At 68.7% G+C, this 21244-nt stretch carries 22 protein-coding genes; 12 read left to right on the top strand and 10 right to left on the bottom strand.

All coding sequences use genetic code 11. The features are described from left to right. Positions 1 to 9: 9 nt before the first annotated feature. The 5 genes from tgt to LDO86_RS03055 form a co-directional block, all read right to left on the bottom strand. A complete protein-coding gene (gene tgt, locus LDO86_RS03035; protein WP_018770824.1) occupies positions 10 to 1305 on the bottom strand; it encodes a tRNA guanosine(34) transglycosylase Tgt in 1296 nt (431 codons plus the stop codon). 51 nt (positions 1306 to 1356) lie between these two features. Further along, positions 1357 to 2085 (bottom strand): SRPBCC domain-containing protein, encoded by a 729-nt coding sequence (locus LDO86_RS03040; RefSeq protein ID WP_018770825.1) that lies wholly within the window; start codon positions 2083 to 2085, stop codon positions 1357 to 1359. 72 nt (positions 2086 to 2157) lie between these two features. Further along, the gene (locus tag LDO86_RS03045) at positions 2158 to 3153 is read right to left on the bottom strand and encodes a DUF6707 family protein (RefSeq protein ID WP_018770826.1); all 996 of its coding nucleotides are present in this window, start codon (positions 3151 to 3153) and stop codon (positions 2158 to 2160) included. An 88-nt stretch (positions 3154 to 3241) separates the two neighbouring features. Continuing rightward, complete coding sequence (locus tag LDO86_RS03050) at positions 3242 to 3781, bottom strand: NUDIX hydrolase family protein (RefSeq protein ID WP_018770827.1); 540 nt, start codon at positions 3779 to 3781, stop codon at positions 3242 to 3244. Positions 3782 to 3790: 9 nt separating this feature from the next. Further along, a complete protein-coding gene (locus tag LDO86_RS03055) occupies positions 3791 to 4549 on the bottom strand; it encodes a hypothetical protein (RefSeq protein ID WP_018770828.1) in 759 nt (252 codons plus the stop codon). A gap of 125 nt (positions 4550 to 4674) precedes the next feature. Between LDO86_RS03055 and LDO86_RS03060 the strand changes: the two genes are divergently transcribed. Continuing rightward, positions 4675 to 5283: a YdeI/OmpD-associated family protein gene (locus LDO86_RS03060; protein WP_018770829.1), complete on the top strand. Its 609-nt coding sequence runs from the start codon at positions 4675 to 4677 to the stop codon at positions 5281 to 5283. A gap of 125 nt (positions 5284 to 5408) precedes the next feature. Then, a complete protein-coding gene (locus tag LDO86_RS03065; protein WP_018770830.1) occupies positions 5409 to 7049 on the top strand; it encodes a glycoside hydrolase family 32 protein in 1641 nt (546 codons plus the stop codon). On the opposite strand, the gene LDO86_RS03070 is transcribed toward LDO86_RS03065, so the two are convergent. Then, positions 7046 to 8332, bottom strand: coding sequence for a glycoside hydrolase family 76 protein (locus LDO86_RS03070; protein ID WP_018770831.1), 1287 nt, complete (start codon positions 8330 to 8332; stop codon positions 7046 to 7048). The genes LDO86_RS03065 and LDO86_RS03070 overlap by 4 nt on opposite strands. A 124-nt stretch (positions 8333 to 8456) precedes the next feature. Here LDO86_RS03070 and LDO86_RS03075 point away from each other — a divergent pair, with 124 nt between their 5' ends. Both LDO86_RS03075 and LDO86_RS03080 read left to right on the top strand, forming a co-directional pair. Next, positions 8457 to 9251 (top strand): SDR family NAD(P)-dependent oxidoreductase, encoded by a 795-nt coding sequence (locus tag LDO86_RS03075; protein WP_018770832.1) that lies wholly within the window; start codon positions 8457 to 8459, stop codon positions 9249 to 9251. Then, positions 9248 to 10453 carry an acyl-CoA dehydrogenase family protein gene (locus LDO86_RS03080; protein ID WP_018770833.1) on the top strand — a complete coding sequence of 402 codons (1206 nt, stop codon included), beginning with the start codon at positions 9248 to 9250 and terminating at the stop codon, positions 10451 to 10453. The genes LDO86_RS03075 and LDO86_RS03080 overlap by 4 nt, the downstream gene beginning before the upstream one ends. On the opposite strand, the gene LDO86_RS03085 is transcribed toward LDO86_RS03080, so the two are convergent. Further along, on the bottom strand, positions 10450 to 11322 hold the full coding sequence (locus LDO86_RS03085) for a DUF1684 domain-containing protein (RefSeq protein WP_018770834.1): 873 nt from the start codon (positions 11320 to 11322) through the stop codon (positions 10450 to 10452). The genes LDO86_RS03080 and LDO86_RS03085 overlap by 4 nt on opposite strands. On the opposite strand from LDO86_RS03085, the gene LDO86_RS20175 reads away from it, so the two are divergent. The 4 genes from LDO86_RS20175 (at position 11321) to LDO86_RS03100 (ending at position 15345) form a co-directional block, all read left to right on the top strand. Continuing rightward, positions 11321 to 11446, top strand: a complete 126-nt coding sequence (locus LDO86_RS20175; RefSeq protein ID WP_263422042.1) for a hypothetical protein — start codon at positions 11321 to 11323, stop codon at positions 11444 to 11446. The two genes, LDO86_RS03085 and LDO86_RS20175, sit on opposite strands and share 2 nt — an antisense overlap. 8 nt (positions 11447 to 11454) lie before the next feature. Next, positions 11455 to 11994 (top strand): hypothetical protein, encoded by a 540-nt coding sequence (locus tag LDO86_RS03090; RefSeq protein ID WP_018770836.1) that lies wholly within the window; start codon positions 11455 to 11457, stop codon positions 11992 to 11994. 113 nt (positions 11995 to 12107) lie between these two features. Next, positions 12108 to 14915: a phosphoenolpyruvate carboxylase gene (gene ppc / locus LDO86_RS03095; RefSeq protein WP_018770837.1), complete on the top strand. Its 2808-nt coding sequence runs from the start codon at positions 12108 to 12110 to the stop codon at positions 14913 to 14915. Between the two features lie 124 nt (positions 14916 to 15039). Further along, entirely contained in the window at positions 15040 to 15345 is a 306-nt protein-coding gene (locus LDO86_RS03100; protein WP_018770838.1) for a hypothetical protein, read from the top strand. On the opposite strand, the gene LDO86_RS03105 is transcribed toward LDO86_RS03100, so the two are convergent. Beyond that, a complete protein-coding gene (locus LDO86_RS03105) occupies positions 15342 to 15965 on the bottom strand; it encodes a VTT domain-containing protein (protein WP_043425249.1) in 624 nt (207 codons plus the stop codon). The genes LDO86_RS03100 and LDO86_RS03105 overlap by 4 nt on opposite strands. 34 nt (positions 15966 to 15999) lie before the next feature. Here LDO86_RS03105 and LDO86_RS03110 point away from each other — a divergent pair, with 34 nt between their 5' ends. Continuing rightward, positions 16000 to 16530 (top strand): O-acetyl-ADP-ribose deacetylase, encoded by a 531-nt coding sequence (locus tag LDO86_RS03110; protein WP_018770840.1) that lies wholly within the window; start codon positions 16000 to 16002, stop codon positions 16528 to 16530. Here the strand turns inward: LDO86_RS03110 and LDO86_RS03115 are convergent. Beyond that, positions 16502 to 17476 carry an RluA family pseudouridine synthase gene (locus LDO86_RS03115; protein WP_018770841.1) on the bottom strand — a complete coding sequence of 325 codons (975 nt, stop codon included), beginning with the start codon at positions 17474 to 17476 and terminating at the stop codon, positions 16502 to 16504. The genes LDO86_RS03110 and LDO86_RS03115 overlap by 29 nt on opposite strands. Positions 17477 to 17586: 110 nt before the next feature. On the opposite strand from LDO86_RS03115, the gene LDO86_RS03120 reads away from it, so the two are divergent. Both LDO86_RS03120 and LDO86_RS03125 read left to right on the top strand, forming a co-directional pair. Next, a complete protein-coding gene (locus tag LDO86_RS03120) occupies positions 17587 to 18225 on the top strand; it encodes a helix-turn-helix domain-containing protein (RefSeq protein WP_018770842.1) in 639 nt (212 codons plus the stop codon). Further along, complete coding sequence (locus LDO86_RS03125) at positions 18222 to 18914, top strand: ATPase (protein WP_018770843.1); 693 nt, start codon at positions 18222 to 18224, stop codon at positions 18912 to 18914. Before LDO86_RS03120 ends, LDO86_RS03125 begins: the two co-directional genes overlap by 4 nt. 151 nt (positions 18915 to 19065) lie before the next feature. On the opposite strand, the gene LDO86_RS03130 is transcribed toward LDO86_RS03125, so the two are convergent. After that, positions 19066 to 20547 (bottom strand): PLP-dependent aminotransferase family protein, encoded by a 1482-nt coding sequence (locus tag LDO86_RS03130; RefSeq protein ID WP_018770844.1) that lies wholly within the window; start codon positions 20545 to 20547, stop codon positions 19066 to 19068. 61 nt (positions 20548 to 20608) lie between these two features. Here LDO86_RS03130 and LDO86_RS03135 point away from each other — a divergent pair, with 61 nt between their 5' ends. Beyond that, positions 20609 to 21244 (top strand): membrane protein, encoded by a 636-nt coding sequence (locus tag LDO86_RS03135; RefSeq protein ID WP_018770845.1) that lies wholly within the window; start codon positions 20609 to 20611, stop codon positions 21242 to 21244.

Consider the following 21244-nt stretch of genomic DNA (forward strand, 5'->3'; position numbering starts at 1 on the left):
CGGACGTGCCTAGGAGTAATACCGGCCCAGGGTTTCCGCCTTGAAATCGAAGAAGGTGCCGGACTCGATGGCCAGCCGGGCGTCATCCACCATCTTCACCACGAACCGCTCGTTGTGGATGGAGATCAGGGTGGCGGACAGCATCTCCTTGGCCTTGAACAGGTGGTGGATGTACGCCCGCGAGTAGTTGGCGCAGGCGTAGCAGTCGCAGCCTTCCTGCAGCGGCCCGAAATCGCGCTTGTACTTGGCGCCCGAGAGATTGAACCGGCCGTCCGGGGTGTAGAACGCGGAATTCCGGGCCACCCGGGTGGGGGAGACGCAGTCGAAGGTGTCGGCACCGTTTTCGATGGCCGTGAAAATGTCATCCGGCTCGGAGATCCCCAGCAGGTGGCGTGGCTTGTCCTCCGGCAGTTCCTCGTTGCACCACCGCACGATGGTGCCCAGGTTCTCCTTCTCCAACGCCCCGCCGATCCCGAACCCGTCGAACGGCATGGCACCCAGGTCCCGGCAGGCCTTCCGGCGAAGGTCCTCGTACTGGGCGCCCTGGATCACGCCGAACAGGGCCTGGTAGGGCTTGCCGGCCCGTGCCTCCGTGAGGCGGAAGTGCTCCTCGAGGCACCGCTCCGCCCATAGGCGCGTGCGCTCCAGCGACTCCTCCTGGTAACCGCGTGAGTTCTGCAGCGTGGTGAGCTCGTCGAACGCGAACATGATGTCCGCCCCGATCTGGTGCTGGACCTGCATGGAGATCTCGGGGGAGAACCGGTGGCGGTCCCCGTTGAGGTGGCTCTTGAACCAGACGCCATCGTCGTCGATGTGGGCCAGGCGTTCCTTGCCGGGGGCCACGGCATCGTCCGGTCCGGGCGCGCCCGCGGCGGCCACAGTCTTCATGTCGATGACCTTCTTGAACCCGGAGCCCAGGCTCATCACCTGGAATCCGCCGGAGTCCGTGAAGGTGGGGCCCGGCCAGTTCATGAAGGCACCCAGGCCGCCGGCCTCGTCCAGGATGTCCGGCCCCGGCTGCAGGTAAAGGTGGTAGGCGTTGGCCAGCAGCGCCTGGGCGCCCAGGTCTGCCATGGATTCCGGCAGTACGGACTTCACCGTGGCTTTGGTCCCGACGGCGATGAACGCCGGCGTCTGGATTTCACCGTGCGGCGTGGTGATGGTGCCGGTGCGGCCCAGGAACTCCCCGCCGTTTTCAGCCGTCCGGGCGGCAGCGGGCGGACAGGTCTCCGCCAGGCGGGTGCCCACTGTGAAGGAAAACTGTGACCGGGTATCAGGCAGGGCAAAGGCGGGATCGGCAGGCACGGTACCAGTGTGCCAGCAATTGGCGCTGCCCCAATAAACCAGCCGGCGCCGTCAGCTGACCGGTTCCGAGTCCGGGTAGTTCCTGGAGCGCCACGTATCCCAGGCGGACCGGATGGCGTCAACCTTGCCGGCGCCCAGGTCGTAGGTGGAGGCGATGACCAGCGACCCTTCACCCTCTGCCCGGACGTCCTTGATGGCGGGATGGTCGGCCACCACCAGCAGCCCCTCGCCATGCTCTGCGTAGCCGTGCACGGTGAGTCCCACCTGGTGGCTGGTCCGGTACCAGACCTTGCCGCTGATTTCCTCTCCGGTATCCAAGGTGATTTGGTACGGCTCGCCCGGGGCAGGGAGGTCGGCCAGCCCCAGTTTCTCGATCGCGGAGCCCTTCCCCTCTGTCAGGTGCAGGAACAGGGTGTGCCGCTTGCCGTGCGGGTGGCGTTCCAGGGCAAAGCGGAGCTGCTGCAGGAAGGTCAGCCAGCCCTGGGTGATGTCCTCGTCCCAGGCAGCCCACTCGGAGTCGTGATCCATGGCCCCGCGGGTGACGCTGACCCGGGTTCCGCCGGCCACCGGGTGAAGCTCGAACGTGTCCCCGCCGTGGACGGTGAGGCTGGTATGGTCCGCGGATTCCTCCACGTCGCTGGAAAAGTAGATCTCCTTGATCTCGGACTCCAGGTCCTCGGCCTGCCAGCCGTGCCACTGGGCTACCTTGGACGGTTCACGCAGCATGGTCCAGACCTGCGGCGCGTCGGCGTTGATCACTACGCTGAGATTGTTGGTCATAGCCCCGAATGTACAACTCCGGCTACGCCCCGGGTAGGGGTAATTTCCCCCGCCCCGAAGCCGGTCCTGCGGTCAGGACCGGACAGCCTCCAGCTCATTGCTGATCCGGCGTTCCAGCTCGGGCATCCCGATGGTTTCCGAGCCGCCGTGGGCCCGCAGGAACAGCAGGCTTTCCAGCCGCAGCAACCGCCATTCACGCTCGGCATCGTGGTTGGAGTTGTCGATGGAGCGGAAGATTTCCTTGTCGTACAGGTTGGGTTCGTTGAGTGAGCGCTGCCGCACCTTGGCGGCCATGCGTGCCTTGAACGCATCCGTTTCCTGGTTTTCCGGGGTGCGGATCAGCTTCTCATAGACCTCGGCGCGTTCGTCCTGGCCGTCCTGCCGGCAGATGTAGCTGGCCAGGGCGAGGGAGGCCTCCACCGAGGTCCACCGGCCGGGGTTCCCGTCATAGGGCAGCACGGTGAGGAGGTCAGCCACGGCCAGAGCCCCGTCGGCATCCTTGAGCGTGATGAACAATTCGTGCGCCAGGTCGGTAAGGTCCTTCAGGCAGCTTCCGGACTTGAAGTTGACGCCCTTGGAGAGCCGGTCGGCCAGGAGCAGGACGCCCTCGGCATCCGGGTGGGCCTCGGCGGCGGCTTCCACCACGGACTCAGGGGTGCCGGCCGGAGCCGGGATGAGGGCGAGTTCCTCCTCGCTGGGTCCGGTCGCCGCGGGCGGTACCGGCGGCAGGGGAGGTACGACGACGGCGGGCGCCACGGTGATGGGCCCGGTCCCGGCGGTTTCCACCGGCGGTGTGGCTTCCGGGAGGTCAGCCGGCAGCGGCAGCTGGGTGACGTCGTCGTGCGTTCCGTCCACAACGGTGACGGTGGCACCTATGGCGACCCGCAGCGTCCCGCCGCCGGAGAGGCTTGCCAGCACCAGTGCCGGGGAGCCGAAATCGTCCCGCTCAAGCTCCACCTGGTCGATTTCGGCGGTGCGGTGGCCGTCCGGAAGGAGGATGTGGGTGCCGGTGGTCAGAGATCCAGCCTGCTGTTCACGGTGGTGCCTGGCGGCTGGTGATTCGGTCATGGGAGTCCTTAAGTTCTCTTGCGGTCCGCCCTACAGTCTACAAAGGCGGGCGCCTAAAACCGGGGACCCCCAGGTCCCGGCGCGGATGTCAGAAGCCCACACCTGCGAACGCCAGGGCCTGCCGGATGAGGCCGCCGCGGCCTCCTGCGAACTCCATCTGGACGCCCGGGCTGAGGACTTCCTCGGGGGTCATCCATGTCAGTTCCAGGGCGTCCTGGCGGGGTTCGCACTCGCCCGTGACCGGGATGATGTAGGCCAGGGACACGGCGTGTTGCCGCTCGTCGGTGAACCCCGTCTGGGACGGTGCCGGGAAGTATTCGGCCACCGTGAACGGCACGGGGCTGAGCGGCAGCTGCGGAAACGCCAGGGGGCCCAGGTCCTTCTCCATGTGCCGCAGCAGGGCGGCGCGGATGGTTTCGCGGTAGATGACCCGGCCGGAGACCAGGGACCGCACCATGGTCCCGTCGGCGTCGGCCTGCAGCAGCGTGCCCACCTCGTTGACGTATCCCAGCGGATCCAGCCTGACCGGCACGGCCTCCACGTACACCATGGGCAGCCGCCCGCGGGCCTCAAAGAGGTCTTCTTCAGAGAGCCAGCCGGGATTCGGGTCAGGTGTGCGCACGTTCATGGTTAAGTTCTACCCCATGGGGCGGTGCTGGGAGATCCAGAGCGTGGCGGGCGCGTTGGGGCTGCCCACGTCCGGATTGGCAACGTGAAGAGTGCTCCCAAAGGCTTCCTCGGTCAGGCTGGCCGGGAAACCGGCACCGGCGAGGCGCTCCCGCAACGGTTCCAGCCCGCCGTCGTATTCGAAGCCCAGGCCTGAGCGCGGGGGCCCCGACGCCGGGCGCACCAGGAGGACGCCGCCGTTCTTGGCCGTGAAATCGGCGGTTTCGTCGTTGTCCGGCACCGGCCGGGGACGGGCGCCGGCGTGCAGCAGGGTGCGGATGGCTGCCTCCGGGTCCGGGGTGTACCAGACGCCGGCGACGGCCAGTGCGGGATCGGCATCGGCGCACTGGGCGCCGTGGACGGCCTTGTCCGCCAGGAAGCTGAATCCGTCCGGCGCGGTGACCCGGCAGGCCTCACCGTGGTCCGTTGCGACGAGTTCGGCCGGCTGCGTTGGTTCCTCTTGCGTTCCGTCCGCCTGCGGTCCGCCCTCCTGGGCGGACAGGTTGGTGCGGCGGGCGAACTCCGCCACGTCGCCCACTTCCACCCCAAACACGGTGCGGCCGTCCTGGCCGGACCCTGCCTCGGCGCCGTGCAAAGCCAGGCGGCCTGACGCGGAGTCGAAGACCTGCCACCCGCCGTCGTCCTCTGTCTGGACCATTCCCAGGGCGGTGAGGAACTGCTTCCAGGGCTCGATGCGGGACGTGAAGTGGACGGGACGGACTCGGAGCATGGCATTGTCCTTGATGCTGGTTGACGGGCGGCAGTGGGTGACGGCTGCTGTATGGCCATGATGCCACCGGAAGCGCCGGCGCACACAGGGCTTGTGGCCTGGGATTCTCCGGGCAGAATGGGGCCATGGCCGATGACCTCGATGAACTGCTGGTACCTGACGCTGCCGCCTGGCGTGCATGGCTGGAAGAAAACCACAGGACCAGCCCGGGAGTGTGGCTGGTCCTGCACAAGAAGGGCGGCACGGTAACCGGCCTGGACTACCCGGCGGCGCTGGACGAGGCACTCTGCTTTGGCTGGATCGACGGGCAGCTGCGGCGCCGGGATGATGAAAGCTCCTTCCAGCGGATGACGCCGCGGCGTCCGCGGAGCGTCTGGTCCGCCCGGAACGTGGGGCACGTTGCGCGCCTGGAAGAGGAGGGGAAAATGACCGACGCCGGCAGGGCAGCGGTGGAGGCGGCCAAGGCGGACGGCCGCTGGGACGCAGCGTACGGCGGGCAGGCCGACGTGAAGGTTCCGGCAGACCTGGCTGCCGCGATTGCCGCGAACCCCGAGGCCCAGGCGATGTTCGACGTCCTCACTAAAACCAACCTGTTCGCCCTGGTGTACAGGACCAATTCGGCCAAGCAGGCAGCCACCCGGGAACGCCGGATCGCGGGGTTCGTGGAGATGCTGGCCCGCGGCGAAACCCCGTTTCCGCAGAAGAAGCGCCCTGCCGGCCAGGACCGGCAATAGTTCATGACGCTCCGGGATTCGGTTCCCGGGCGCCGGGCCGGTAAAATTGACGGTTCACTTGCGCTGGTGCCGTTCCCCGAACCCGGGGGACGGCACTTGTGCGTTCAGCGACGGATCGACACAACATGCCATCCACCTTTTTCAGAACCGCGTTTGCAGCCCTTCGGCGGCGGCCCCTCCTGTGGTCCGTGGTGGCCGCGGTTGCAGCCCTGGCCCTGGCCGGTTCGCTGGTGCTCGTGGGAAATGCCCAGCGTGACGACAGCCGGCCGGCCGGGCAGCCCACGGCCGCACCCACGGAATCTTCTCCGGCTGCAGATCCCGGCTACCGCCCCGCCTACCACCTCAGCCCGGACCAGCGCTGGATGAACGATGCCCAGCGGCCCTTCCTGCTGGACGGCGTCTGGCACTATTACTACCTCTACAACGCTGACTACCCGGACGGAAACGGCACCGAGTGGTTCCACGCCACCAGCACGGACTTGGTGCACTGGAAGAACGAGGGCGTAGCCATCCAGAAGTTCCGCAATGGCCTGGGCGACATCGAGACCGGATCCGCGGTGGTGGACACCGAGGGGACGGCCGGGTTCGGCAAGGGGGCGGTGGTCGCCGTCCTCACCCAGCAGCACGACGGCGTCCAGCGCCAGTCCCTGTTCTACTCCACGGACAAGGGCTACAGCTTCCAAAGCTACGGGCAAAACCCCGTGATGGAGAACCCCGGCGCCGAGCACTGGCGGGATCCGCGCATCGTCCGGGACGACGCCAACAACCAGTGGCTGATGCTGCTTGCCGAGGGTTCCAAGATCGGCTTTTACACCTCGAAGGACCTGTTGCAATGGACCTATGTGTCGGGTTTCGAGAAGGACGGGCTGGGCATCCTGGAGTGCCCGGACTTCTTCCAGATGGATGTCGACGGCGACCCCGCCAAGCGCACCTGGGTCCTGGCGGCGAGCGCCAACGGCTCCGCCGAGGGCCGCAGCACGGGGCTGGCCTACTGGACCGGCGGCTTTGACGGCAAGGCCTTCACCCCCGAGGGCAGCCATCAGTGGCTCGACGGCGGCCCGGACTTCTACGCGGCCGTCACCTGGGAGGATCCGCGCCTGGACGACGGCCGGCGGAAGGCCTCCCGGCACGCCATCGGCTGGATGAACAACTGGGCCTACGCCCGGCAGCTGCCCACAAAGGACTGGCAGGGGGCCGCCTCGGTGGTGCGGGACATCAGCCTCACCTCCGAGGGCGGCCGCCCGGTGCTGGCGTCATCGCCCACCGCCGGGCTCCGGTCGCTGGAGGGGGACCCGGCGCACCTGCAGGCCGGCAGCATCGGGGACGGGCAGCCGCTCCCGGTTCCCGAGGGCGGCGCCTTCAAGGTCGACGTCGAACTGGAGAAACCCGGGAACGGGACCGGTGAAGCCCGGCTGCTCCTGCAAAGCGGCGGGAGCACCTACGCCACCATCGGCTACGACTTCACTGCCGGGCGGGCCTATGTGGCCCGCGACGGTGACACGGTGGCAGGCGGCCAACGGAAGGCCGCCGACCCGGCAGCCGACACCGAGTACCGGCAGCCGCGTTCCGTCCAGGTCCGGCCCACGGGGGACACGGTGCACCTCACGGCATACGTGGACCGCTCATCGATCGAGGTCTTCGTCGGCGGGCAGTCCCTGACCTCCCTGGTGTTTCCGCCCGCCGGCCCCAGGGAGGCCCGCCTGGCAGCCGACGGCGGGGTGCTGCTTGGGGCCGGCACCGTCACGCCCCTGGCCGGCATCCGTTAGCCAGCGGTTGGCGCGCTGCCGTCGGGACTTGCCGCGGTGACTGCCGCGGCAGCCTCCAGCGTCATCCACGCCTGCAGCTGCGTGGAAAGCTCGACGGCGGCGCCCGGGGGATACGCCTCAGCGGCCGGGTGGGCGGCATGGATGGAGAAGATGCTGGTGCCTTCAAGCCGTGCCCTGGCCTCCCCGGCGCCGACGGAGCGCCGGCCGGACCAGAACGCCTCCGCGGTGTCCGTCACCAGCCGGGCAGCCGTGGCACGGGTGGCCGCGGGCAGCCGGGTGTCGGCTGCCGCGAGCGCCAGGTAGCGGCAGAGGATCCCGGTGAAGAGGCCGCCGTCGCCCGTTCCTTCGCACCGGAGCACTGGGCTGTCCACGGCCGTGAGCTTCATGTTTACCGCGTCCACCAGGGCTGCCGCCCGGGCGAGGTTGGCGTCGCCGCCCAGTTCCAGGAGGGCCCCCAGCACGGGACCCTGGTTGTAGGTGTACACGGCGCGTTCCACCACCACGCCGCCGGCGGGGTCCGGGCGCACACCGTCCAGGTACAGGCCCTGGTCCAGGTCGAAGAGGGTGGCGTCCAGCCAGTCCAGCAGCGCCTGCGCCTTGCCGCGCTGCCCGGTGCGGGCGTAGAACAACGCCACGGGGGCCGTGGCAGGGGTGTTCTTGAAGTCCCGCTTCTTGCTCCAGAACGTGCCGCCGCCCAGGTCATCGGTGCATGCGGCGTCGAACTGCAGCGTCAGCGATGCGCGGACCGTGGCGTTGCGGCGGCGGCCGGGACGCCGTGTCTCCTCAGCCAGCCCGTCCAGCCTCAGCGTTGCCAGCGCCAGCCACGCCATGTCGTCGTAGTAGCTGTTCACGAAGGTCAGGGCGTTGCGCAGCCTGATGCCGGTGACCAGGCGCGAGGCCAGGCGTCCGGCGATGGGCCGGTCCGGGCCGTTGAACCGGGCCGCGGGGGTGGCTCCGCCGCCCAGCTCCCGCCGGCCGGTATCCACCAGGCAGTCCACGTAATGGGCCTGCCACCAGTAGTGCCACGGGAGGACCAGGCCCGCGGCCGGCCGGACGCGCCGGAGCGCCGCGAGCCACCGTCCCAGCCGCCGGCCGCCGGGCTCCTGTCCCTGCTCCGCCGCAGGCTGGTCCTGCCCCGCCGGGTGCTTGCCCTGCCACAGCACGGCGCCCAGGTGGGTTCCGGGCAGCAACAGCAGTTTCCGGCCGAACAGCGTGGTCACCGACCGGGCCGCGTGGTTCGCCCTGTCCTGCCAGGCGGTCAAGGAGGTGCTGCTGGAGGTCATGCCGTCCACCCTAACGGGGCACACGCAGCCCGGGCGCGTGCGGCGGTGGCGCATTTCAGTTAACATTCATTAACTGTTGCTCGAGGCCGCGCCGCGGCATGGGGACACGCATCAAGGAGGATGTATGGACATCAAGGGCTGCGTCGCACTGGTGACAGGCGGTGCCTCCGGGCTGGGAGCTGCCACGGCGCGGAGGTTGTTCGACGGCGGGGCCTCCGTAGTGCTCGTTGACCTCCCGTCCTCCAACGGGCAGGCAGCCGCGGACGAACTCAACGGCCGGGCCGAAGCCGGCCAGTCCGCCGTCTTCGCCCCCGCTGACGTGACCAGCGAGGCGGACGTGCGGGCCGCCGTCGGGACCGCCGCAGGGATGGGCCCGCTCCGGATCGTGGTGAACTGCGCCGGGATCGCCACCCCCGGAAAGGTCCTGGGACGCGACGGCGTGCTGCCGCTGGAAACGTTCAGCCGTGTCATCCAGGTGAACCTGATCGGCACCTTCAACGTCCTGCGGCTGGCGGCCGAGGCGATGGTGGCCACCGAGCCCGCCGTCACCGCGCTGGGCGGCCCGGAGCGCGGCGTCATCATCAACACCGCCTCCGTGGCGGCCTTTGAAGGGCAGATCGGCCAGCCTGCATATTCCGCGTCCAAGGGGGCGGTGGCCGCCATGACGCTGCCCATCGCGCGGGAGCTGGCGCGCTCGCTGGTCCGCGTGGTCACCATTGCGCCGGGAATCTTCGAGACCCCCATGATGGCCGGCTTGCCCCGGGAGGCCCAGGACTCGCTGGGCGCCCAGGTTCCGCACCCGTCCCGGCTGGGCAAGCCGGCGGAGTACGCCAACCTGGTGGCGCACATCGTGGACAACGCCATGCTGAACGGCGAAACCATCCGCCTTGACGGTGCCATCCGGATGGGGCCGAAATGAGCGCGCCTGACGTGTCACAGCTGCCCGCGGCGGACTTCTTCGCCGTCGAATCCCTGCTGGGCCAGGCCGAGAGGAACAAGCTGGCCGAGCTGCGGGACTTTTTGGCCGCCGAAGTGGCGCCGTACGCCGGGGACTGGTGGAACAAGGCCGAGTTCCCCGCCCACATCCTGCCCAAGCTGGCTGCGCTGGAACTGAGCACGCCCGCCCACCGCGGCTACAGCCACCTGTTCGCCGGGCTGGTCATTGCGGAGATGACCCGGGTGGACACCTCCATCGCCACCTTCTTCCTGGTCCACCACGATCTCTTCGTTGAGTCCCTGCACACCTTCGGCAGCGAGGACCAGAAGCAGCGGCTGCTGGCTGACGCCTCGGAGCTGCGCACCACGGGCGCCTTCGCCCTCACCGAACCCCTGCACGGGTCCGACGTGGCGGGCGGCATGGAGACGCGGGCACGGCGGATATCGTCCAGCACCGGGGAGCCGGACGGCGGCGGCGACACCTGGGTGCTCAACGGCGCCAAGCGGTGGATCGGCAACGGGACATTCTGCGACTACATGCTGGTGTGGGCACGGGACGAGGGGGACGGTTCCGTGCGGGGCTTCGTCGTGGACGCCACCCTGCCGGGGGTAAGCCGGAGCAGGATCGAGAACAAGATCGCGCTGCGCACTGTCCAGAACGCGGACATCGTGTTCCGGGAGGTCCGGGTACCGGAGGCGGACCGCTTCAGCGGGATCAGCAGCTTCGAGGACACCAAGGAACTGCTGCGCAGCTCACGGATCATGGTGGCCTGGCAGACGGTGGGCCAGCAGCTGGCGGCGTTCGACGTCGCCCGGCAGTACGCCGTGGAACGCGAGCAGTTCGGCCGCCCGCTGGCACACTTCCAGCTGATCCAGCAGCAGCTGGTGACCATGCTGGGCAACGCCGTGGCCAGCATGGCCATGATGGCCGGAATCGCCAGGCTGCAGGACCAGGGTGCTGCCGACATGCCGCAGGTGGCGCTGGCCAAGTCCTACCTGAGTGCCAGGATGCGGGAAACCGTGGCGCTGGGCCGTTCCATCCTGGGCGGAAACGGCATCGTCACCGATTACCGGATGGCCAAGATCTTCGCCGACGCCGAGGCCATCTACACCTACGAGGGATCGTTCGAGGTGAACACCCTGATCGTGGGCCGGGCCATCACCGGGATCTCCGCCATCTCCTAGGCAGGGTACGGCTGCTTCTCGCCTGCCTCCACCCGGATGTCCAGGCTGTTGTTCCTCACCGGCATGGGGCAGGTGCCGTAGGGCGTGAAGGCGCTGGGGTAGTTGATGGCCCGGTTGAAGTCCAGCACCACGGTCGCCCTGCCCGAGGCATCGTGCCGGGGCCTGGGCATGGAGAGTTTCCGCCATTCGTCAGTGGTGTCGCCGTTGGTCTCGTCATGGAACGTGACGGTCAGGGCGCCGAGCTTCTCTTCCTCCGCCTGGAGCCGGAACTCATGGTTGCTGCCGGGCAGCCTGAACACCACTTCCCCCACGCTGCGGTGCACGCCGTCCACCAGGGGGTTCGCGGTGCTGATCGGCACGTCCACCGGGGCCGGGTAGGGCTCAAACCGGCCCGCCACCTCCCAGTCCGGGTTGTACGGGTAGGTGGGGACGCCGTCAAACCCGGTGAAGGCCGGAGATGCAGAGTCCCGGGTGCGGATGGCGTACCGCCCGCCGCGCATGGCCAGTTCCACCACCACCTGGTCCCCATTGGGGCCGCCGAACTGCACCCACATCAGCGACTCCTCGTCCGCCAGGACGGCGGACACCGTGCCGTCCACCTTTTCCCCCGTCTCCACCAGCGTGAGCCCGTCCGGCGGAGCAGCGGTGAGGAACGCCGCGGTGCCTCCGGGGTCCGTGGACCACAGGCCCGGGGCCAGGTCGACGGCGGCGGGGGCGTCTTCGAGCCACTGGAACGAGGTGAGGGTGAGCCAGCCGTGCGGCGCTGCCAGGGCTTTGTCCCGGTTGGTGCGGAAGCGCTGCCAGCGCTCGACCTTGGCGGCGGGAATGGCGGCGGGGGCGTTAGCGGGGGTGGCTGGGGTGGTGGCCATGGTTCCTTCCGGTTGCGTTGCCCCCGCTACAACCGCAGGCATGGACGGTTCATTCCGCCGGACGGACGCCGGCAACCCGCTGGGCATCCCGGATTCCAGCTGCACGGTGGTCCGCCGGGGTTGAATGGAGGGGTGGACATCCTTGCCGGAGTGAATCGGGAGTGGCTGGCGGCGCTTACGTGGCTGGCGGCGCTGGTTGCCGGCGCCATGGTGCTGGCATGGCGACGCAGGCGGGCCGACCTCGCCGCGCTCGCCGCCGTCGTCGTCTTCATGGCAGCCAATGTTGGCGCCGGCATCTACGTCCTGAACCACCTGGCGGACGGGCGCTGGGGCGGGGACGCGCAAGCCAAGCTCGTTCCGCCGCCGCTTTCCGGGACCCCGGTGGTGGGCCGGTTCCTGGAGCCGCTTGACGGGGCCCTGGCGGGCATGGCCGGCGGGGTCAACGACTTCATCGACTTCCGCGCTGCGCTGCCTGTGGCCCTGGACTTCTTCGCAGCCGCCGGCTGGGCCCTGGCCGTTTCGGTGCCGGTGGGGCTGGCGGCCGCCGCCGTTCAGGCGGGGAGGGCCCGCCGTCGTAAGGCTGACGATGCCGCCTGGCGCAGCGAGGTGGAGCAGCTCCGCGTGGAACTGGACGCCGTGAAGCGCCATGTGGGGTACCGCGACATCTTTTGAGACGGATTCCACTGCTGCACCGCACCGGGGGTAGCATCTTTAGCTAGTAACGTGGCTCACAGTATCCAGCGCAGTGTACGAGCCAAGTCCATAACCCTCGAAAGATTGCTTCAATGGCACACACTGCAACAGCGCCCGAAACAGATCTCGCCTCCGAACTGCGCGCGGACGTCCGCCGCGTTTCCACCCTTCTGGGGGAATCGCTGGTCCGCCAGCACGGACCCGAACTCCTGGACCTGGTGGAGCAGGTCCGGCTCCTGACCAAGGAATCCAAGGAAGCAGCCCGCGGCGGTGCACATGCCACCGGCCCCTGGAGCGCGCACGACGTCGTTGCCCAGGTCCGTGAACTGCTCGGATCCCTGCCCATCGAGCAGGCAACCGACCTGGTGCGCGCCTTCGCGTTCTACTTCCACCTGGCCAACGCCGCCGAGCAGGTCCACCGCGTTCGCGGCCTGCGGACCCGGGCCGAGAAGGACGGCTGGCTGGCCAAGACCGTGGCGGAGATCGCCACCCAGGCCGGCCCCGGGGTGCTGCAGGAAGTGGTCAACGGGCTGGACGTGCGCCCCATTTTCACGGCGCACCCCACCGAGGCCTCCCGCCGCTCCGTCCTGGACAAGATCCGCAAGCTCTCCGACGTCCTGGCCCAGCCCACCGCCGAAGGGTCCACCGCACGCCGCCGGCAGGACCGGAAGCTGGCCGAGATCATTGACCAGATGTGGCAGACCGACGAGCTGCGCCAGGTTCGGCCCACCCCTGTGGATGAGGCCCGGAACGCCATCTACTACCTGGGCGGCATCCTCACCGATGCCATGCCGGAGATGCTGTCCGAGCTCTCCGAGCTCCTGGGCGAACACGGCGTCACCCTGGCGTCCAAGGACGCCCCCATCCGGTTCGGCTCCTGGATCGGCGGCGACCGCGACGGCAACCCGAATGTCACCGCCGCCGTGACCCGCGAAATCCTGCAGATCCAGAACCAGAGCGCCATCCGGATCAGCATCGGCATGATCGATGAGCTGATTTCCATCCTGTCCAACTCCACGGCACTGGCAGGCGCGGACGAGGCATTGCTGAAGTCCATCGATGAGGACCTGAAGAAGCTGCCCGGCCTGGACAAGCGGGTCCTGGAGCTGAACGCCCAGGAGCCGTACCGGCTGAAACTCACCTGCATCAAGGCCAAGCTCATCAACACCGGCAAGCGGGTGGCCGCAAACTCCAACCACGAGCACGGCCGCGACTACAACGCAACCGATGAACTCATGGCAGACCTGCAGCTGCTGGAACTGTCGCTGCGCAACCATTCCGCCGCCCTGGCCGCGGACGGGTCCCTGGCCCGCGTCCGCCGCGCCATCGCCTCCTTCGGCCTGCACCTGGCCACCCTGGACATCCGCGAACACGCGGACCACCACCACGACGCCGTGGGGCAGCTGATGGACCGGATCGGCGGCCCGGGGCTCCGCTACGCCGAACTGAGCCGCGAGGAACGCTTCGAGGTCCTGGGCTCCGAGCTGGCCTCCCGCCGCCCGCTGTCCGGCCACCCGATCAAGCTCGACGGCGCCGCGGACGGAACCTATGACGTCTTCCGCGAGATCCGCCGGGCCCTGCGCATGTACGGCCCGGACGTCATCGAGACCTACATCATCTCCATGACCCGCGGCGCCGACGACGTCCTGGCCGCCGCCGTGCTGGCCCGCGAAGCCGGCCTGGTGAACCTTTTTGGCGACAAGCCCTACGCCAAGCTCGGCTTCGCGCCGCTGCTGGAGACCGTCGAGGAGCTGCGCGCCTCGGCCGAGATCGTGGACCAGCTGCTGTCCGACCCCTCCTACCGCGAACTGGTGCGGCTGCGCGGGGACATCCAGGAAGTGATGCTGGGCTACTCGGACTCCAACAAGGAATCCGGCGTGATGACCAGCCAGTGGGAGATCCACAAGACCCAGCGCAAACTGCGCGACGTGGCCGCCAAGCACGGGGTGCGCGTCCGCCTGTTCCACGGCCGCGGCGGCTCCGTGGGCCGCGGCGGCGGGCCCACCTACGACGCCATCCTTGCCCAGCCGAACGGCGTCCTGGAAGGCGAAATCAAGTTCACCGAGCAGGGCGAAGTCATCTCCGACAAGTACTCCCTGCCCGAACTCGCCCGGGAAAACCTGGAGCTGTCCCTGGCCGCGGTGCTGCAGGGTTCGGCCCTGCACCGCGATCCGCGGACCTCGGCGGACCAGCGGGAGCGTTACGGGCACGTCATGGAGACTATTTCCGACGCCGCCTTCGACCGCTACCGCAAGCTGATCGACCACCCGGACCTGCCCGCCTACTTCATGGCCTCCACTCCGGTGGAGCAGCTGGGTTCCCTCAACATCGGCTCCCGCCCCTCCAAGCGCCCCGACTCCGGCGCCGGACTCGGCGGCCTGCGCGCCATCCCCTGGGTGTTCGGCTGGACCCAGTCGCGCCAGATTGTGCCCGGCTGGTTCGGCGTCGGTTCCGGGCTCAAGGCCGCCCGCGAGGCCGGACATTCCGCCCAGCTGGTGGAGATGATGGACCACTGGCACTTCTTCCGCTCGGTGCTGTCCAACGTGGAAATGACGCTCGCCAAAACGGACATGGACATCGCCGGCTACTACGTGGCCACCCTGGTCCCGGAGGAGCTGCACCACCTGTTCCGGAGCATCCGGGACGAGTATGAGCTCACCGTTGCCGAGGTCCGGAAGCTGACCGGCGAGAACCTGCTCCTGGACGCGCAGCCCACGCTGAAGCGCTCGCTGGAAATCCGCGACCAGTACCTGGACCCCATCAGCTACCTGCAGGTGGAACTCCTGCGCCGCATCCGTACCGAAGCCGGGATCAGCGGAGCGGAAATCGACGAACGCCTCCAGCGGGCCATGCTGATCACCGTCAACGGCGTGGCGGCGGGCCTCCGCAACACCGGCTAGGCACACGCCCGCTCACGTTTGGCGGCTTTCCATGGAACGCCCGCCCACCTCCCGCCCGGAAGGTGGGCGGGCGTTTCGGGTCCAGGAGCAGGATGTGAGCGGGGGTTTGGATAGGGTTGGAGGCATGCCTTCCTTCCAGACCCGCCTCAAGATCACCGGGCTGCGGCCGGGCAATCCGCCGGAGGCTGTCATGGACGCGGCCGTGGAGGCGCTGGGCACCCGCCACCACGTGGAGGCGCACCAGCTCCAGCTCGCCGGCGGCGTGCCGCAGCTGAACCTGCGCTTCCTCGTCGAAGCCAGCGAGTACAGCGGCGAGAACCGGCAGGCGGTGGAGTCGGCAGCCATGATGCGCGACGCCGTCGAACGCGTTGCGCTGACAGGCTCGCTCAGCGTGCTGCGGCGCAGCCGCGGCAAGTGGCTGCCCGTCTAGCCTGCGTCGGGGATTGGCTCGTCCTCCACCGGCGACCGGTCACCGCGCCGCCGGGTGACGATGATCCCCACGACGGCGCCGATCACCAGGCCAACGGCCACGCCGATGAGTGAGCTGGCCCAGAACGGCAGCTTGGTGGCCGAACCGGTGAAGTAGCCCAGCCCCACCAGCCAGCATGCCCACAGGACCGCCCCCAGCCCGGCGCAGAGGCTGAAGCCCCGCACGGAGACGTTCGCGATCCCGGAGGCGGCCGATGTGGCCAGCCTGCCGCCGGGGATGAACCGGGCCCCGATGATGGTGCCGTAGGTGGATGAACGGCCCGCCTTGGCCAGTCCGGCATGGATGCCGGCGTGGACGCGGCGGCCCCATTTCCAGCGGTCCAGCACATGGCTCAGCCGCCGCCGGAAGAGCTGGAACACCACCATGTCTCCCATCCAGGAGGCCAGGGCGGCCAGGACAAGCACCAGGAACACGTTGGCCCGGCCGTCGGCGGACAGCGCGCCTCCGGTAATCACCACCATCTCCGACGGGATGGGCGGAAAAATGGCGTCGCCGATCACCACCGGGATGACCCAGAAATAAAGGGCCGCCCCCCAGCTGTCAATGCCGCCGAAGTCCATTGCCACAAGGTACCGCACTTGGGAAACTGGCGGCATGCGGATCTCGGTTCTGCAGGGCGACATTACGCAGCGGCGGGTGGACGTGGTGGTGAACGCCGCCGACCCTTCGCTGCTGGGCGGCGGGGGAGTGGACGGTGCGCTGCACCGGGCCGCCGGGCCGGAATTGCTGGCAGCGTGCCGGGAACTGCGTGTCACGGCGCTGCCGCACGGCCTCCAGACCGGGGCCGCCGTGGCCACGCCGGCGTTCCGGCTGCCGGCCCGCTGGGTGATCCATACGGTGGGACCGAACCGCCGCGCCGGACAGACCAACCGTGCGCTCCTGGTGTCCTGCTTCAGCGAAAGCCTGCGGCTGGCCGACAGGTTGGAAGCCGGGGAGCTTGCCTTCCCGGCCGTGGGGGCCGGAGCCTATGGGTGGCCGGCTGCGGCGGTGGCGCAGGCGGCGCTGGAGGCCGTTGATGGTTTCCGGGCCTCGCATCCGGCAAGCGGCCTGGAACTGGTGGAGTTCGTGCTGCACACCGCAGACGTGGAGGCGGTGTTCAGGGACGTGTTGGGGCCGCTTCGCTGAGTTCCAGGCTGCTGCGGTACTCCACCGGCCGGCCGGAGATCGGATCCACGAACCGTATGCCGCGTGCCAGCAGCTGCAGCGGTCTGGCGTAGTCGTCCGGGGCTTTGTCCAGCAGGTCCGGGTAGAAGGCGTCGTTCACGATCCCCAGCCCCAGAGAGGCCATGTGCACCCGCAGCTGGTGGGTCTTTCCGGTGTGCGGTTCCAGCCGGTACCTGGCCAGGCGCGGCCTGCCGCCGGCACCGGTGCCCGCGGCAACCGCCGCCGGGCCGCCGTCGAACGTTTCCAGCCGCTCAATCCTGGTTTCCGCGTTCGGCTCGCCGTCGATGACCTCCGCCAGCAGGTAGCTGCGGGACTTGGTCATCCGGTTGCGCACCACTACGGGAAAGTCGACGGCGGGGTACCCCTGCGCGGGCTCGGCGGCCGAGACGCACTCGTATTCCTTCTGCACCTGCCGCTTCTCAAAAAGCACCTGGTACCTGCCGCGGGTCTTCGGGTTGGTGGAGAAGAGCAGGACGCCGGCGGTCATCCGGTCCAGCCGGTGCATGGGGATCAGGTCCGGCAGGTCCAACTGGTTGCGCAGGCGCACCAGGGCCGACTCCTGGATGTACGTGCCGCCCGGGGTGGTGGGCAGGAAGTGCGGCTTGTCCACCACCAGTAGGTGGTTGTCCTGGTGGAGGATGCTGATTTCCACGGGCAGCCGCGTCTCCGGCGGCAGCGTGCGGTAGTACCAGATGAAGGTGTGGTCCTGCAGCGGAGTGGCGCGGTCCAAAGGGACGCCGCCCTCGCCAACGATCTCGCCGGCGTCGAACCTGTCCTCGATGCCCTGCGGATCGATATGTCCCCAGCGGTGCATCATGTAGTCCATTGCCGTGTCCCACGGACCCTCTTCCGGAAGGCGCAGGCGGGTGGCGTTCACGCCGTCGCGCACGGGAAGGGGGGATTGCATCACCTGCCCATTCTACCGGGGCGGCCGTGGCCCTCCGGGGCCGGGTCCAGCCTCCACCGACGATAAAAAAGTTCTTGACAATAAAAGTTGTCGGTTGCGATAGTGGAGGCATGCAGGACATCGCAGTCATCGAGGACCCGGCCACGGCCGAGGTATCCCTGGACCCCATCCGCACCCGGATCCTGCGCGAGCTGGTCCAGCCGGCTTCCGCCACGCAGCTGGCTGTCCGTGTAGGCCTGCCCCGGCAGAAGGTGAACTACCACCTCAAGGCGCTGGAGCGGCACGGGCTGGTGGAACTGGTGGAGGAACGCCGCAAGGGCAATGTGACCGAGCGGGTCCTGCAGGCCACGGCGGCGTCCTACCTCATCTCACCTATCGCGCTGAATGAGGTGTCCCCGGACCCGCGACGGTTTGCAGACCGCTTCTCCGCCTTTTGGCTGCTGGCGCTCGCGGGCCGGATGGTCCAGGAGGTGGGCAAGCTGATTGCCGGCGCCGCCGCTGCCCGGCAAAAGCTGGCTACGTTCGCCATTGATGGCGAGATCACGTTCCGCACCGCGGCGGACCGTGCAGCCTTCGCCGAGGAGCTCGGCACCGAGGTCACCCGGCTGGTGGACAAGTATCACGACAGCGCCCCGTCACCACGGGGGCGGCGGCACCGGCTCGTCGTGGCGCTGCACCCTGCACTAAAAGAGACCAGTGCCCTCGAGGCAACCGATGAATCCCATCCAGGCAAGGAGCAGGACAAATGACCGACAACCGCAACTTCGAAATCGTCTACGACACGGAGCTCCCCGGCACGCCCGAGCGGGTGTGGGAAGCGGTGACCAATGGAACGTCCGCATGGATGTTCCCCACGGACCAGTGGCCGGACGTCAGGATGGTGGAGGAGTACCCGCACCACCTGGTCTCCCGGATGGACGGGCCCGACGGCTGGTTCAACCAGCTGGAACATGTGCTGGAACCGCTGGACGGCGGCCGGGCCCGGCTCCACTACGTCCACAGCGGCATCTTCGCGGACAACTGGGACCAGCAGTACGACGGTGCCAGCCGCCACACCGAGTTCTACCTGCACACGCTGGGCCAGTACCTGCAGTACTTCGACGGCAGGCCTGTGGTGTTTACGGACGTCCAGGCACCGGCGGCATCCCAGGCCCCCGATGGTTTCATCCGGCTTCGCGAAGCGCTGGGTGCCGGCGCGGCCGGGCAGGGCGCTGCGGTGGATGTGGAGCTCGACGGCGTGGGCTGGCTGACAGGCGAGGTGGACTTCTCCAATGAGCACTTCCTGGGCGTGCGCACCCCGGACGCCCTCTACCGGTTCTTCGGCCGCAACGCTTTCGGTGCCCCCGTTGGCATGACCGTGCACGACTTCAGCGGCACCGCCGATTCCGCGACCACGGCCAAGGCCTGGGGCGGTTTCCTGGAGCGCGTGTACGCGTAGCTGCCCCTAACGTTCTGTGTGGCGCTCCAAATCGCCGGAACGGTGCGGGATCGCCGTACCTCTCCGGCGGCTTGGCACCGTTCCGGCGATTCCGCTGGCGGCCGGTCGCGGCCGGTCCGGCGATTCCGACGGCGGCCAGTCCGGGCCCGGGTCAGGCGATGGCGACGGCGGGGGCATGGGTGAGCGAGCGCCGCAGCTGGGGAGCGGAGTCCAGCTTGTCCTGGGCGGCGCGCAGCGCCAGCACCGCCGTTTCGAGCTTGTCCGGTGGAAGGGCGAACGGCACCCGCAGGTTGCGTTCGAACGCGCCGCCGATGCCGAACCGGGGTCCCGCCGCCAGCCTGACCCCGAAGTCCGGCGCGAGCACTGTCAATGCCGTGCTGATGGGCGTGGGAAGCCGGCACCAGATGGACAGGCCGCCGGCTGCACGCGTGGTGCGCCAGGTGGGCAGATGTTCGGACAGGAGGCCGAGAAGTGCTGCCCGGTTGCCGCGGAGGGTCTCCAGCAGCGCGGGCAGCGGTTCGTCCAGGGCCCGCACCAGGTGGGCGGCGGCGAGCTGTTCCATGACGGGTCCGCCCAGGTCCAGGGTGGTGCGTGCCGCGGCAAACCGCTGGATCATCGCTTCCGAGGCCCGGATCCAGCCGGTGCGCAGGCCGCCCCAATGCGACTTGCTGAGGGATCCGATGGACACCACCGTGCTGCCGAAGGCGGCCAGTGGAGTGGTGGCGACGCCGTCCAGGTTCAGTTCACGGAGTGTCTCGTCCGCTACCAGCACGGTTCCGGCAGCGGCGGCGGCGCGGACCAGCCGCCGGCGCTGGGCGTCCGGCATGATCATGCCCGTGGGGTTGTGGAAGTCGGGGACCAGGTAGGCGAGCTTTGGCTTTTGCTGGGCCATGGCCGACTCCATGGCGGGCAGGTCCCAGCCGGACTTCGTGAAAGCCACCGGGACGGCACGGCAGCCGGCCGCCCGGATGGCATCCAGCGCGTGCGGGTAGCTGGGGTGTTCCACCATGACCCGGTCCTGCCGGCCTGCCAACGTGCGGATGATGATGGTCAGGGCATGCTGCGCGCCGGACGTCACCATGATCTGGCCTGCCTGGGTGGGCGCCCCGGCTGCCGAATACCTGTCCGCAATCGCCTGGCGCAGGGGCATTAATCCCAGGGCGTCGTAGCCGAATCCCGGCAGCAGGGCGGGAAGCTCCGTCAATGCCGCGGCGAAGGCCCGGTGCACCACCTCGCCGCTGGCAGGCAAGGCCGAATAGGCAAGGTCGATCAACCCTTCCGGTGCGGTGAGGCCAGGTGCGGTAAACGGTTCGGCCGGCCGCGGCTGCGGGCCGTAAAGCGCCCGGCCGAACGGCGTGAGTTCGGGGATGCGCGTCTTGCCGCGGCTGCCCTGGCCGCTGCTGAGGAAGCCCTGTTCCCGGAGGCTGGAGTAGGCGGCGGTAACGGTTGTCCGGCTGATGCCGAGGGCTGCCGAAAGGGACCGTTCGCTGGGCAGCGCGCTGTCCAGGGCCACACGGCCATCCAGGATCAGGAGCCGAACCACATCGGCCAGTTCCCGGTAGGCCGGGCCGGTGCCGTTGTTCCAGGTGCCAAGCAGGCGGGACAGGGCGGTGGCGCTCAAGGTGGTGGACATGTAGCCAGTATCTCAAACTGGCTATGTATTCCAATGCCAGTTGCATGGAATGGTTGTTTGCATGATGACCCGCAGACTCCTCCAGCTCTTCACCGGCCTCGCCATGTACGGCATCTCCCTGGCCATGTTCATCCGCGCCGGGCTGGGGCTGGACCCCTGGGACGTGTTCCACCAGGGGCTGGCGAACCGGACGGGTCTGAGCATCGGTGTGGTGGTCATCGCTGTGAGTTTCCTGGTGCTGCTGCTCTGGATACCGCTCCGGCAAATGCCGGGCTTCGGCACTCTCTGCAACGCGGTCCTGGTGGGCGTATTTGCGGACGTCGGCCTGGCCCTGATTCCTGCCGTACCCCACGTGGCCGGCCAGGCCGGGCTTCTTGCAGGGGCCGTCCTGGTGAACGGCGTCGCCTCAGCCTGCTACATCGGGGCCGGGTTCGGGCCGGGTGCCCGCGACGGGCTGATGACGGGACTGGCGCGCCGGACCGGGTGGTCAGTCCGGCTGTCGCGCACGCTGATTGAGGTGTCCGTGCTGGCCATCGGCTGGCTGCTGGGAGGCTCGGTGGGCGTGGGCACGGTGGTCTACGCCCTGGCCATTGGTCCGCTGGTCCACGTGCTGCTGCCGCGCTTCATGGTTCCTGCCGCCGTTCCGAAGACCGACGGCAAGGCACGGACCGCTATGGCTCCGGAGGGCTGCGCCTGA

Source organism: Arthrobacter sp. StoSoilB19 (genome assembly GCF_019977275.1).
Classification (GTDB): domain Bacteria; phylum Actinomycetota; class Actinomycetes; order Actinomycetales; family Micrococcaceae; genus Arthrobacter.